Below are 12,903 nucleotides of genomic sequence, written 5' to 3' on the forward strand. Positions count from 1 at the left end.
GTATCAATAACCAAAGAACTACCAGCTCAGCGCCTGGGCCAGCTGCTCGGCCCGGGTTTGCTCGCGTGGGCTCGCCACCGAGGCGCGCAGGATGGCGCGGCTTGCGCCCTGGTCAACCATCCAGAAGACGACGCGCTTGACGGGAGCAGCGCCCGGCCGGCTCTCCTGCGGGCTCACTTCAAACGTCCATTCGCGGCCTTCAGGCCGGCGGTCCCTGGAGCGCGTCTGCGCAGTAAAGCTGCGCTTCTTCAAGCTCCCCGCCTTCAGGCGGAACTGCTTTTCCAGCGCGATGCGCAGCAGCTTTTCCTGTGCTTCGTCGGACTCGGGGATCTTCAGCCCCGTGGTCAGGCCCAGTTGCTGCCCGGTCATCAGATCGCGGTACATCATGCGCTGCGAGTCCCGTGGCTCCTGCAGATGAAAGCCCGCCGCACGCATGGGCAGCACCATGCCGGTGCGCCGATTTTCCAGATCGGCCACCTGCGGGTCACTGGCCTGCACCCAGATGTTCTGCAGCCCGCCAGCATTGCGCAGGTACTGGCGCATCAGCCGCGCGGCATCGCCGTCGCGACCCTGCTGCGCTGCCAGCTCGGCCCCATATTGCTGCGCCAGGTCCACCAGTTCGGACTCCAGCCTGAACAGGCTGACATAGGGCCAGGCCTGCAGTGCCTGATCCAGATAGCGGCCAGCCTCGGCTTGCTGACCGGCCTTGAAGGCCGAGATGCCCGCCACCGTATTCAGGCGTGCCAGCTCGGCGGGAAACTGGGCATCGGCCAGGGCCGCGCGGGCCAGTTGACCGGCCCTGGGCCAGTCGTCATCGCCCCGCCAGGCATGGCTCACCTCGCGCTCCTGGCGCGGCAGCTCAGGCGGCAGCTCGGGCGCTTTGGGCCATTGCATGGCCTGCCAGAGCTGGGGCAGCTGCTGCAGCGCGCTATCACGCTCGCTGTCCATTTGCTCGGCATGCAGGCTCAGTCTCCAGTTGCCGCGCACCAGACCCCAGTCCAGGTGCAGGACGTCGGGCCTCCCCTCTTCTCTTTTCTCGCGGCTGGCCTGCTGGCTTTGCACGGCGTCGGCAAACGGCAGGGCCGGCAACCTGAGCCCAGGCTCGGGCGTCTGCTCGCCGGCAAAAATGGTGCGCTTCTGCTGCAACAATTTCTCCCTGCCTGCAGCATCCATGTCTTTCAGACCATCGTCATAACCGAGCCGCATGCGGACCCGCAGGCGCCTGCCATCGGGCTTCAGATAGACGTACTCCAGGCTCGCGACATCCTTGCGATCCCTGGCCGGCTCCAGCTGGACCAGTACCCAGCGCCCCTGCACCAGCGGCACGCTGAGCTGCGCGGCCTGGTAGTGCAGCTGCTGGTCTGCCGTATTCCACTGCCACAGCGGCTCAAAAGCCTTGGACTCCTGCCGGAGCGCCTGCAGATAGCGAGTCAGTGCGCCCTGATCGCCGGCCATCATGGCGGCCGTCAGACCGCGCTGTATCAGCGCCTGCATCTGACCGCTGACCGGGTCGTAGCCCTCGGCCGCGGCCAGAGCCATCATCCGGTCGGTCTGCAACACGGCCTGCACGTACTGCCCTTGCTGATAGAGCAAGGCGTAGAGCAAACCGGAGGCATCAAGCTGCTCGTAAGGATTGCCGCGCGGCAGCGTCATGTCCAGCAACTTGCGCGCCTGGGCAACGGCATCGTCCCAACGCTTGCCCTGTGCGGCCTCGACCACGGCACGGCGCAGCCTGAAAAAAGGCGAGTCCTGTTCGGCGGGCGAGTCCGCCTGTCGCGCAACCCCCGTCTGCCTTTCAGGCTCGGCCGCCTGCGGCGCAGGGCCCGCCAGCAACAAGGCCACCGCCATCGCGGTCAGGGAAACAGGCGCGGGAATGCGAGGTAAAAAAACCATGAAGTCGATCCACAAGACAGTTCAGCAGGCTTGCAGTATAGAAAGCGGCTGCCGGGCCGCTGGCCCGGGACGACTCAGGGCAAAAAAAAGAGCGGCCCTCGGGGCCGCTCGTTTTGCCATGCTGCGATGACTTCAGTCCACCAGACCTGCGTAGACATGCTGCACGTCGTCGTCGTTTTCCAGACCGGCCAGGAATTCCTGCACTTCTTCCTGCTGCTCGGCAGACAGGCTGCTCATGCTGATGGGGTTCTTGGCCTTGTAGCCCAGCTTGACCGACAGCACCTTGATGCCTTGCGCGGGCAGAGCCTTGCTCACGGCATCCAGATCGGCAATATCGGTAATGAACAGGGTGGTACCTTCTTCTTCACCAGCTTCGAAGTCCTGCGCGCCGGCTTCGATGGCGGCCATTTCGACGTCGGCACCGTTTTCAGGCTCGCCTTCGATCATGCCCACATGGTCAAAATCCCAGGCCACGGCGCTCATCTGGCCCTTGCGGAAGCAGACGCGCATATTGGGAGCCGTGCGATTGGGATTGTCGGTCAGACATTCCACCATCACGGGCACGCGATGAGGGGCATAGCCCTCAAACAGCACACTGGAATAGTTCACGGCGTCGGCACCAACGCCGGCGCCCTTCTTGATGGCGCGATCCAGCGTGTCCTTGGGCATGGAAGCCTTGCGGGCCGCTTCCACCGCCATGCGCAGGCGTGAGTTGGCAGCAGGGTCGCCGCCGCCCAGACGGGCTGCAACCATGATTTCCTTGACCAGCTTGCCAAACAGCTTACCCTTGGCATCGGCGACCAGCGCCTTGCCCTTTGCTTTCCATTGCGCGCCCATGGCTGCGTTCCTTGTTGAATGTTGTCAAAACCCGCGCTATGCACACGCAAGCCGCCCGCCAAAACATCGGCGAGCAAAAGCCGGATTTATACACCTGCGCGCAATCTTTTGTCGGCAAACTGCATCAAGTCCGGGTCATAAATACAGGCAAACAGCAAGCGGCTGACCGCCCACCTAGGAGGAAAAAATGCACCGCATCACCATTCACGCCCTCGCCTGCAGCGTGCTGGCCCTGCTCGGCTCGCAGGCCCTGGCGGCCGCCGAGCTGGGCACGCAAGCCGTGGCAACGGGGCTGGAGCACCCCTGGGCACTGGCCTTTTTGCCGGACGGACGCTATCTGGTCACGGAGCGCCCCGGCCGCATGCGCATTGTGGAAGCCGGGGGCAGGCTCAACGCCCCTCTCAAAGGCCTTCCCGCCATCGCCGCAGCCGGGCAAGGCGGCCTGCTGGACGTGGTGCTGGACAGCGACTTTGCCAGCAACCGCCAGCTCTATTTCTGCTTCTCGGAACCGGGTCAGGGACCGGACCGAGGCAAGAACAGCACGGCCATGGCCAAAGCCCGACTCTCAGCCGACGCCAGTGCCCTGGAAAACGTGCAGATTCTGTTCAGCCAGCGCCCCAAGATCGATTCGGCCCTGCACTTCGGCTGCCGCATAGTGGAGCGCAAGGTGAACGGCAAGCCCGACGGCTCGCTGTTTCTGAGCCTGGGCGAGCGCTACAAGGCCATGCAGGAGGCGCAGAACCTGCAAACCCATCTGGGCAAGATCGTGCGCGTCAACAAGGATGGCAGCGTGCCTCGCGACAACCCCTTTGCGGGCAGGCCCGATACGCTGGCCGAGATCTGGAGCTATGGCCACCGCAACAGCCAGGGCGCCGCACTGGGGCCGGATGACGAACTCTGGATGACAGAGCATGGCCCGCAGGGCGGCGATGAACTCAACCGCATCGAGCCAGGCAAGAATTACGGCTGGCCCGTCATTACCTATGGCGAAAACTATGGCGGCGGCAAGATCGGTGCCGGCATCACCGAAAAAACAGGCATGGAGCAACCCCGGCATTACTGGGTACCGTCGATTGCCACCTCGGGGCTCGCCTATCTGAGCAGCGAGCGCTATGGCGTGGCCTGGAAAGGCTCCTTCATCACTGGTGCGCTCAAGACCATGCAGCTGCAGCGCCTGCAGATTGCCGATGGCAGGGTCACCGCCACCGAAGTGCTGCTGCCGCGCCTGGGCCAGCGCGTACGCGATGTGCGCCAGGGTCCGGACGGTCTGCTGTATCTGCTCACCGATTCATCCAATGGGCAATTGATGCGCGTGCTGGCAACGCCTTGAGCTCGGATCAGCGCAGCACACCGCGGCTTTTGAGCCAGTAGAGATAGCCCACTATGCAGAGCCAGAAGATGGCCTCTCCCAGCCACAAGCCCAGCGACAGCATATCGACCTGGCTGCCAAGCCTGCTGACATACCAGAACATGCCAGCCTGGCTGACCACGCCGAGCGCCACGTAAAGAGCGCCCAGCAGCAAAGCCGCACGATTGCGCGTCCACAGCAGCCACACCAGCGTGAAGCACATGGCCGAGTTCAGCGCCAGCATGGCCTGCAACACCAGCGCCCACTGAATCCTGGCGCCAGTACGCCAGCCGTCGGAAAAGTCGGCCTCCAGCAACATCCATCCGCTCATCAGGCCAAGAAAACCGAACAGACACATCAACAGGGCCAACCCCTTGCCATAGGGCTGCGCCCAGAGAACTTGCTTTGCTGTCATCCGTCCACTGTCCCTGTCTGATTCAAAACATCTGAGGGCCCGCCATGCTCACCCGGGCAACCAAGGAGCCACAGTGTGCCATTGCAGCCCCGGTTTCGCGCCACAATCGGCTGCAGTACAGAACAGGCGCTCATATGCTCAATGCCTTGTGGCTCGGTTTTTTTCTCGTGGCAGCGGCTGCTGCGCTCGCGCAGTGGCTGCTGGGCGGTCAGGCAGATGTGTTCTCATCCATGGTGCAGGCTCTGTTTGCCATGGCCAGGCTGTCGGTCGAAGTAATGGTGCTGCTGTTTGGCACGCTCACGCTGTGGCTGGGCTTTCTGCGCATTGCAGAAAAGGCGGGCGTGGTCGAATGGCTGGCAAAAATGCTGGGCCCGCTGTTTGCCAAGCTCATGCCCGAGGTGCCACGCGGTCACCCAGCACTGGGCCTGATCACATTGAACTTTGCTGCCAACGGGCTGGGGCTGGACAACGCTGCCACGCCCATGGGCCTCAAGGCCATGCGTGCTCTGCAGGAGCTGAACCCGCAGCCCGACACCGCGACCAATGCGCAGATTCTGTTTCTCGTGCTCAATGCCTCGTCGCTGACGCTGCTGCCGGTCACCATCTTCATGTACCGCATGCAACAGGGTGCGGCCGATCCGACGCTGGTCTTCCTGCCGATTCTGCTGGCCACTTCCGCTTCTACGCTGGTGGGCCTGTTCAGCGTCGCACTCATGCAGCGGCTGCCCCTGTTCAGTCCCGTGGTACTGGCCTATCTGGTGCCCGTGGGGCTGGCGCTGGCAGCCTTCATGGCCTTTCTGGCCACGCTCAGCGCGGCGGCGCTGGCCCAGCTTTCCTCGCTCATGGGCAACCTCACGCTGTTTGCGCTGATCGTGCTGTTCGTGGGCCTGGGCGCACTGCGCAAGGTGGCCGTGTACGACAGCTTTATCGAGGGGGCCAAGGAGGGCTTCGATGTGGCCAGAAACCTGCTGCCCTATCTGGTCGCCATGCTTTGCGCCGTGGGCGTGTTTCGCGCCTCGGGGGCACTGGAATATGCGCTGTCGGCCATCCGTTGGACGGTGGACGTCCTGGGCGTGGACGCCCGCTTTGTCGATGCCCTGCCCACGGCGCTGGTCAAACCCTTTTCGGGTAGCGCGGCCCGCGCCATGCTGATCGAGACCATGCAAAGCCAGGGCGTGGACAGTTTTGCGGCTCTGGCCGCAGCCACGATTCAGGGCAGCACCGAAACCACGTTCTACGTGCTGGCCGTGTACTTTGGTGCCGTGGGCATTCAGCGCGCGCGCCATGCAGTGCCCTGCGCGCTGGTGGCCGAACTGGCCGGCGTGGTGGCTGCCATCGTGGTTTGCTATCGCTTTTTTGGTTGATGTCCGGGAAACCGCATGACAGCTTCAGATCCCCTCTTAGAACGCTCCTGGCGGCGAGCCTGGCAGGCGCTTCACGCCACGCCGCCCCAAGGCCTGCAACAGGCCATGCTGGCCGCCTATGCCGAGCCGCAGCGCCACTATCACACGCTGCAGCATCTGAGCGAATGCCTGGCGCATTTCGAAACCGTGGCGTACCAGGCCCGGCACCCTGGCGAAGTGGAGATCGCGCTCTGGTTCCATGACGCCGTCTACGACGTCAAGGGCAAGGACAATGAACTGCGCAGCGCACGCTGGGCTGTCCAGGTCCTGGACGACAACGGCGTGGGCGAGGCCGCCTGTCGGCGCGTGCACGCTCTCATCATGGCAACCTGTCATGAATCCACGCCCGAGGACGATGAGGCCCGGTTGCTCGTGGACATCGACCTGGCCATCCTCGGCGCCGCCCCCAGCCGGTTTGCCGAGTACGACACCCAGGTGCGGGCCGAATACGCCTGGGTGCCACGCCCAATCTATGCGCTCAAGCGAAGGCAGGTGCTCAAGGGCTTTCTTCAGCGCAAGGCCATCTACGCCACCTCGCACTTCCACGCCCTGCTGGAGCAGCAGGCCCGCAGCAATCTGCAGCGGGCCGTGGCCTAGGACGGGCGGGCGTCGTCATTCGCGCCATGGCCTGACGCTATTGCGTGCGGCCCACCACGAGGCGCACCGCCACATAGTCCTCCAGCGGCTTGTCGCTGGGAGCGGCCCAGGCAGCGCGCGTCGCCTCCGATGCCGGCAGATTGATGGCCACTCCCGTCGGCGGCACGGGCTTCATGAACCACTTGTCGTAGAGCGCGGCCACTTCGCCGCTAGATGCCATCTCGCGGATCTGGGCGTCGAACAGCTTCTTGAATTCAGGCGACTTCCTGTCCAGCATGATGGCAATGGGCTCCACGCTGAAGGGCTCGCCCACGATGACGTACTGCCCCGGATCACGCAGCCGCGACAGTCCCGACGCCAGGATCTGGCCGTCCGCCACACAGGCATCCGCGCGGCCCGTTTCCAGCAGGATGAAGCATTCGGCATTGTCCTTGGACATCAGCATATTGAAGTCCACGCCCTTTTCCTTGCTGAAGCGCCTGAGCAGGGTCACGGCCGTGGCGCCCGTGGTCGCGGCCACGTTGCGTCCCTTGAGCTGCGCCACCTCGGTGATGCCCGAGCTCTTGCGCACGGCCGTGCGCACCTCCTCCATATAGACCGTGGGTGCGAACGCCACCTCCTTCTGGCGTGCCGCATTGTTGGTGGTAGTGCCGCATTCCACATCCACCGTGCCGTTGGCGACCAGGGGCACGCGGTTTTGCGCCGTCACCATCTGATAGCGGATCTCCAGCCGCGGCAGCTTCAACTGCTGCTGCATGCGTGCCAGCGCCTTCTCGCACAGCTCCACATGAAAGCCCGCGTACTTGCCGTTGCCCAGGGTGTAGGACATGGTGCCCGAGGCCTCGCGCACGCCCATGGTCACCACGCCCGTATCCCTGATCCTGTCCAGCGTCTCGGCCTGCGCTGCGCCGGCCAGGCAGGCCGCCGCCCCCATGACGATATGGCTCAATATGACTTTCATCGTTCAATCCTTTTTGTTCTTGCCTGGAGAAAAACACCGTTTTGCGGGCGCTGCGGGAACAGGCCCGGACGCATCTCGCTGCCTACTTGGCGAACAGCTGGCTCATGTCCTTGAAAGCCTTGAACTCCAGCGCATTGCCGCAGGGGTCGAGCAGGAACATGGTGGCCTGCTCACCCACCTGGCCCTTGAAGCGGATATAGGGCTCGATGACGAATTCGGTGCCAAAGGACTTGAGGCGCTCGGCCAGGGATTCCCATTGCGGCCATGCGAGCACGATGCCGAAGTGCGGCACCGGGACGTCGTGGCCGTCGACCGGATTGGTGTGGGCGCTGTCCTGGGAGACAGTCTTGGGATGCTCGTGAATCACCAGCTGGTGGCCGTAGAAGTCGAAGTCCACCCACTGCGTGCTGGAACGCCCCTCGGGCAGGCCGAACACTTCGCCATAGAAACGGCGCGCCGCGGGTAGGTCATACACGGGAATGGCCAAGTGAAAGGGAGACAGGCTCATGGGGAAACTCCGGAAATCGTTATGGGGTCGAGGGAAAAGCCTGCGGGCAAGGCCTGGCTGCGTCGGACCTCGATGTCCGGCGTCGCTACGGGCCTGGCACATGCCTGAGACTGCAGCCATCGTAAAAAGCCTTGATAAAAAACAAAATCAATATATTTTTCTCAAATACACAAATAAAATTTATGAATGTTGAAAGAGCTGAACACCTTCATCGCCGTGGCCCGAGAAGGCACCTTCGCCGCGGCGGGCGACCGGATCGGTTTGACGCAAGCCGCCGTCAGCGCGCAAATGCAGCGCCTGGAAAGTGAATTGGGGTTCGCCTTGTTCGACCGCATCGGCCGCACGGCCCGCCTGAACAAGATGGGGCAGCAGGTGCTGCTGCAAGCGCAGGAGCTGCTGCGGCTGTACGCCAACCTGGGTTCTTCGGGACAGGGTCAGCCCGCCAGCATTTCCGTGCAGCTGGGCTCCATCGCATCGCTGCAGCGCTCACTGCTGCCCGATGCGCTGGCCAGACTTCACCAGCAGTTCCCCCAATGCCGCACGCGCATCATCCCCGGCGTGTCGCTGCAGCTGATGAATCTGGTGGATGCGGGCGAGCTGGACATGGCCGCGCTGATACGCCCGCCCTTTGCGCTGCAAAGCGATCTGCGCTGGACGGCGCTGGCGCACGAGCCTTTCCGGCTGCTGGTGCCGCGCGCCACCCGGGGCGACAACTGGGCCGAGCTGCTGGCCAGCCAGCCCTTCATACGTTACGACCGAGCCTCGTTCGGCGGCCGTCAGGTGGATCGCTTCCTGCGCAGCATGCACTTCACGCTGAAGGAAGTGTGCGAAGCCGACGAGCTGGAAGCCATCGTCAAGCTGGTGTCCAACGGCGTGGGCGTGGCCCTGGTTCCCCAGACCGCGGCGCAGCGTCGCTGGCCCGCGGCCGTGCGCGCCATCGACCTGGGGGCGCACACCTTCCACCGCGACGTGGGCCTGGTGCATCGCGCAGAGCGGCACCTGAGCGAGCCGGCGCGGGTGCTCATCGCCCTGCTCACCGAGCTTGCCAGGCGCAGCCTGCCGCAGGAGCGCTGATGCGGCTCAATTGAACGGCTACGCTCAGCTTTCGGGAACCAGATTGCTGCCGTAGTCGTAGAGATCGCCCAGAATCTCCTCGCCGCGCTCGTCCACGGATTCCGACAGCGCATCGATCATGGTGAACATCTGCTCCGCCGTGCGCGCCCCGCCCTGTCCTTCGATCAGGCAGGCTGCACGGTGCTGCTCCCAGCGCTGCAGCTCCCCGGCATCGAGCGTCTGAGGGAAATTGCGCGCACGGTAGCGCCAGGCCAGCTCTGTCAGGCGTGCATCGTCAAAGCCGGTCTTGTCCAGCGCCAGCTCCTGGGGCGAGAGGCGCTTGATGCGCTCCAGACGGCGACGGTCCTCATTGCCCACAAAGCCGCCATACAGATCCTGGTCGGCATCCAGCGGCTCGACCGCCTCGCGCGTGAAGACGGCCTTCCACTGCGCGCTCATATCGGGCAGATCGCGGGCAATCGCCGCATGCTGCATCGCCAGCTCCATGTCCACGCCCCATTTTTCGGCCATCGCGGGACTCAGGGTCTTGAGGCTTCCCACCACCATGGGCGACTTGTTGACGTGGATGCTCTTGATGGGCAGACGGGTCACGCCCTCGGGCAGCTCGGCCTGACGCGTGAACAGGCGCAGGCGCAGCTCTTCGATGCTGATGCCCGAAAGCTCGGCCGGGTCGGCCGCCAGATCCCAGCAGATGACTTCGTTCTTGTTGGTGGGATGGGTGGCCAGCGGCCACATCACGCCCAGACAGCCACGCGCGGGGCTGATCATGCCGGTCACATGCAGAAACGGGCGCGCGTGCTCCTGCGTGGCGGGCAGGCCCATCTCGCGCAGAGCACCGTCCTTTTTATGCAGACCAAAGGCAAAGTCAAACAGGCGCGGCTGCTTTTCGCGAATCAGTCGGGCCAGAGCAATCGTGGCGCGCACATCACTTAGCGCATCGTGGGCCTGCTCGTGCAACAGTCCATTGGCGCGGGCCAGATCCTCCAACCTGAAGCTGGGCGTACCGTCTTCCTTGGTCGGCCACTGAATGCCTTCGGGACGCAGCGCATAGACCATGCGCACCACGTCGAGCATATCCCAGCGGCCGCAGCCGTTCTGCCACTCACGCGCATAAGGGTCGATGAGATTGCGCCAGAACATGAAGCGCGTGATCTCGTCGTCGAAACGAATGGTGTTGTAGCCCACGCCCACGGTGCCGGCCTGCGCCAGTTCGGCCTCGATCAGCGCTGCAAACTCATGCTCCGGAACACCCTCCTCCAGCGCCCGCTGGGGCGTGATCCCCGTGATCAGACAGGATTGCGGGTCGGGCAGATAGTCATTGGCCGGCTGGCAGTACCACATCACGGGCTCGCCGATTTCGTTGAGCTGGTCATCCGTGCGTATGCCCGCAAACTGCGCGGGACGGTCGTAGCGCGGCTGGGCGCCAAAGGTTTCGTAGTCGTGCCAGAAGAAGGTATGAGCCATGGGCCCGAAGTATGCCTGCGAACCGGCACAGCTTGCGGCTCAGTCCATCAACTTAAAGCCTTTTTGGCCTTTAACGCTTATGGATAAAACGCAAGCAGCTATCAATATGATTGTTTGAGCTATTCCCATTTCAAACCAAATTTATGCAGAAATTTGCGCAGCCGGTCTGCATCGTTGACCAGGCTTTTTTGCTGGCGCACCTGGTCAAACAACTTGCGGCCCGCATCGGACAGCGTGGTCGATGCGCGGCAGACGGTGATGACGGGCTGCAGCTGCAAGCGGTCAAACAGAAAGTGATGACGACCAACCTGATTGCCACCGGGCGCAAGGTGCTTGCCAGGCCTTTCCAGGCCATGTGGAAGCCGTGAACTGCCACCACAACGATGTGCAGAAGCAGCGTCACTTTGGCGAGGATGTGCTCGTCACCCGCAAGGGTGCGGTGAGCGCCAGGCGCGGCGAGAGGGGCATCATCCCCGGCAGCATGGGCGCGTGCATCTACATCGTGCGCGGCATGGGCAACCCCGAGAGCTTTGAAAGCTGCAGCCACCACGCGGGCCGCGTGAGGAACCGCACCAAGGCCAAGAAGCTGCACTCGGTGGCCGATCAGATCAAGGCCACGGAAGGCATGATCGACGGGATCCCGATGGCCTACAAGGACATCGATGCCGTCATGGCCGCCCAGAAGGACCTGGTGGAAGTGCACCATACCCTCAGCGTCAAGGGTTGAATGAGGCGGGAACATGGACTCACGCCTCATTGTCAGAAAGTAGGTCCATCGTGCAAGCCATTGAACAGAAAGCCATTCCGGGCGCACACCTGCTATTGGAAGTCATGCGCGCCGCCGCACTCCAACAAAGGCACGATATGACGGTGCTGCTTGCAGGAGAGTCGGGCAAGCCAGGCTGGGGCGCCACCTCGCCCAATAGCAACCAAGACTTGCTCATTTAGCAGGTTGTGCGATAGCGAGCAGAGGATGCAGGCTCTGAAAACGAGTAGGCACAAGAGTTAAGCTCAGCGCCCGAGAAGTGCATATGCTCAAGCTTGGAGCAAGGTGCAAGCAGCGAGTCGGTTTTGTTGGAGAGTTGAATGAATGGTTCCGCAATAGCGGCACTACTACCGGTGATTGCGTTGATCGGTACGGGGTTTGGCTTGGCGCGTGTCGGGCTGGTGCGACAGGCAGCAGTCAAGGACATGTCCAACCTTGTGTTCCTATTGCTTCTGCCTGCACTGCTGTTTCGCACCATGGCTCAGGTCCATGTCGGCGAATTGGATTACCGTCCGATTGGCGTGTATTTCCTATCGGCCATCATCGTATTCGTGACAACGATGCTGGTCTACGGCTTCAACACTCTGGCTGCGGCGCGCGGATTGGCCAGCATGTTCAGCAATGCAGCCATGATCGGCGTACCGCTCGTGGGCCTGGCCTTTGGCGAGCAGGGGCTGGTGACACTGTTCACATTGATCTCGGTGCACGCCCTGGTATTGCTGACGGCCGCGACCATGGTGTTCGAGCTGGCATCCTCCCGTGAACAGCGTGCGGACGACACCCACAACAAACGGTCCATAGGGCGCACTGTCTGGCAGGCAGTGCGTAATAGCGTCATTCACCCCGTGCCTTTGCCGATTCTGGCTGGCCTGCTGTGGTCATTGACAGGCTGGCCTCTGCCAGACGTGCTTGATACCTCACTCAAGATGCTGGGCTCGGCCATGGGCCCCATGGCGTTGCTGCTCGTCGGCATCACGCTGGCCTACACCAGGATCGGAGCTTACTGGCGACCCGCGATGCGCATCACGCTGGTCAAGTCACTGGTGCACCCACTTGTGTTTCTCATCTGCGCCTGGGCACTTCAACTGCGCGGCCCGGCCATGGGGGTGATGCTGATCTGCTCGGCCTTGCCTGTGGGTGCCAACGCACTGCTCTTCACCCAGCGCTACCGGGTTGCCGAGGATGAGGTGGTGGCCAGCATCGCCCTCTCCACACTGCTGGCCCTGGTGACCATGCCGCTGCTGCTGATGCTGCTGCACGTCCTGCATGGGACATAGTCATCAAGATAGTCCTCGGCGCATATCCACCCTGACTCAATCGGAGCTCGGTCTTGCTCTGCCGACGCATGGCACTCCGGCATTGGCTGAAACATGGCAGTGAACCGAGTGGGAGCCAGCGAAAGTTGGAGCAGATCTCGACCTGCCCTGAAGCAAAGCTTGGCTTTGACATCCAGGCGGCTACGCCAAAGTGCAGGACGGGATGACGCAAATCAGTAGACAAAAAACAGCGCTCATACGGCTCGGCAAGGAGGAAGAAGGCAAGGACTCGGGCTCTGTCGCTCAGAAGCCGCAATCACTCATAAAAAGGTGCCTCTGGAACTTGCAAAAAGTTACAATTTGAGTGCACGGACACAAACT

General features: G+C 62.9%; 12 protein-coding genes and 2 pseudogenes. 7 read left to right on the forward strand and 7 right to left on the reverse strand.

Annotated elements, in window-relative coordinates; translation table 11 throughout:
- Positions 1–18: 18 nt before the first annotated feature.
- The gene (locus tag AAIL66_RS14260) at positions 19–1,893 is read right to left on the reverse strand and encodes a hypothetical protein (RefSeq protein WP_343497015.1); all 1,875 of its coding nucleotides are present in this window, start codon (positions 1,891–1,893) and stop codon (positions 19–21) included.
- Between the two features lie 132 nt (positions 1,894–2,025).
- Entirely contained in the window at positions 2,026–2,730 is a 705-nt protein-coding gene (locus AAIL66_RS14265) for a YebC/PmpR family DNA-binding transcriptional regulator (RefSeq protein ID WP_003053809.1), read from the reverse strand.
- A 187-nt stretch (positions 2,731–2,917) separates the two neighbouring features.
- Here AAIL66_RS14265 and AAIL66_RS14270 point away from each other — a divergent pair, with 187 nt between their 5' ends.
- Positions 2,918–4,060: a PQQ-dependent sugar dehydrogenase gene (locus AAIL66_RS14270; protein WP_343497017.1), complete on the forward strand. Its 1,143-nt coding sequence runs from the start codon at positions 2,918–2,920 to the stop codon at positions 4,058–4,060.
- A 7-nt stretch (positions 4,061–4,067) separates the two neighbouring features.
- Here AAIL66_RS14270 and AAIL66_RS14275 read toward each other — a convergent pair whose 3' ends face one another.
- Positions 4,068–4,493 carry a hypothetical protein gene (locus AAIL66_RS14275; protein WP_039050587.1) on the reverse strand — a complete coding sequence of 142 codons (426 nt, stop codon included), beginning with the start codon at positions 4,491–4,493 and terminating at the stop codon, positions 4,068–4,070.
- A 134-nt stretch (positions 4,494–4,627) separates the two neighbouring features.
- Between AAIL66_RS14275 and AAIL66_RS14280 the strand changes: the two genes are divergently transcribed.
- Both AAIL66_RS14280 and AAIL66_RS14285 read left to right on the forward strand, forming a co-directional pair.
- Positions 4,628–5,857: a spore maturation protein gene (locus AAIL66_RS14280; RefSeq protein ID WP_034390704.1), complete on the forward strand. Its 1,230-nt coding sequence runs from the start codon at positions 4,628–4,630 to the stop codon at positions 5,855–5,857.
- Positions 5,858–5,872: 15 nt separating this feature from the next.
- Positions 5,873–6,493: an N-methyl-D-aspartate receptor NMDAR2C subunit gene (locus AAIL66_RS14285; protein WP_343497018.1), complete on the forward strand. Its 621-nt coding sequence runs from the start codon at positions 5,873–5,875 to the stop codon at positions 6,491–6,493.
- A gap of 37 nt (positions 6,494–6,530) precedes the next feature.
- Here the strand turns inward: AAIL66_RS14285 and AAIL66_RS14290 are convergent, their stop codons facing one another.
- Together AAIL66_RS14290 and AAIL66_RS14295 are read right to left on the reverse strand one after the other, a co-directional pair.
- Positions 6,531–7,454, reverse strand: coding sequence for an amino acid ABC transporter substrate-binding protein (locus AAIL66_RS14290; protein WP_343497019.1), 924 nt, complete (start codon positions 7,452–7,454; stop codon positions 6,531–6,533).
- Between the two features lie 82 nt (positions 7,455–7,536).
- Complete coding sequence (locus tag AAIL66_RS14295; RefSeq protein ID WP_343497020.1) at positions 7,537–7,962, reverse strand: VOC family protein; 426 nt, start codon at positions 7,960–7,962, stop codon at positions 7,537–7,539.
- 186 nt (positions 7,963–8,148) lie between these two features.
- Between AAIL66_RS14295 and AAIL66_RS14300 the strand changes: the two genes are divergently transcribed.
- Positions 8,149–9,036 carry a LysR substrate-binding domain-containing protein gene (locus AAIL66_RS14300; protein ID WP_034377639.1) on the forward strand — a complete coding sequence of 296 codons (888 nt, stop codon included), beginning with the start codon at positions 8,149–8,151 and terminating at the stop codon, positions 9,034–9,036.
- Positions 9,037–9,060: 24 nt separating this feature from the next.
- Here AAIL66_RS14300 and sbcB read toward each other — a convergent pair whose 3' ends face one another.
- Together sbcB and AAIL66_RS14310 are read right to left on the reverse strand one after the other, a co-directional pair.
- Positions 9,061–10,500, reverse strand: a complete 1,440-nt coding sequence (gene sbcB / locus AAIL66_RS14305) for an exodeoxyribonuclease I (protein WP_343497022.1) — start codon at positions 10,498–10,500, stop codon at positions 9,061–9,063.
- A 119-nt stretch (positions 10,501–10,619) separates the two neighbouring features.
- Positions 10,620–10,790 (reverse strand): annotated as a pseudogene (locus tag AAIL66_RS14310) (sigma 54-dependent transcriptional regulator); the annotation flags it as partial.
- Between AAIL66_RS14310 and AAIL66_RS14315 the strand changes: the two are divergent.
- The 3 genes and pseudogenes from AAIL66_RS14315 to AAIL66_RS14325 form a co-directional block, all read left to right on the forward strand.
- Positions 10,779–11,227 (forward strand): annotated as a pseudogene (locus AAIL66_RS14315) (RtcB family protein); the annotation flags it as partial. The pseudogenes AAIL66_RS14310 and AAIL66_RS14315 sit on opposite strands and share 12 nt — an antisense overlap.
- A 50-nt stretch (positions 11,228–11,277) precedes the next feature.
- Positions 11,278–11,448 carry a hypothetical protein gene (locus AAIL66_RS14320; RefSeq protein WP_343497023.1) on the forward strand — a complete coding sequence of 57 codons (171 nt, stop codon included), beginning with the start codon at positions 11,278–11,280 and terminating at the stop codon, positions 11,446–11,448.
- 138 nt (positions 11,449–11,586) lie between these two features.
- Positions 11,587–12,543: an AEC family transporter gene (locus tag AAIL66_RS14325; RefSeq protein WP_343497025.1), complete on the forward strand. Its 957-nt coding sequence runs from the start codon at positions 11,587–11,589 to the stop codon at positions 12,541–12,543.
- Positions 12,544–12,903 lie beyond the last annotated feature (360 nt).

The organism is Comamonas sp. F1-6 (genome assembly GCF_039581415.1).
Lineage (GTDB): Bacteria > Pseudomonadota > Gammaproteobacteria > Burkholderiales > Burkholderiaceae_C > Comamonas > Comamonas thiooxydans.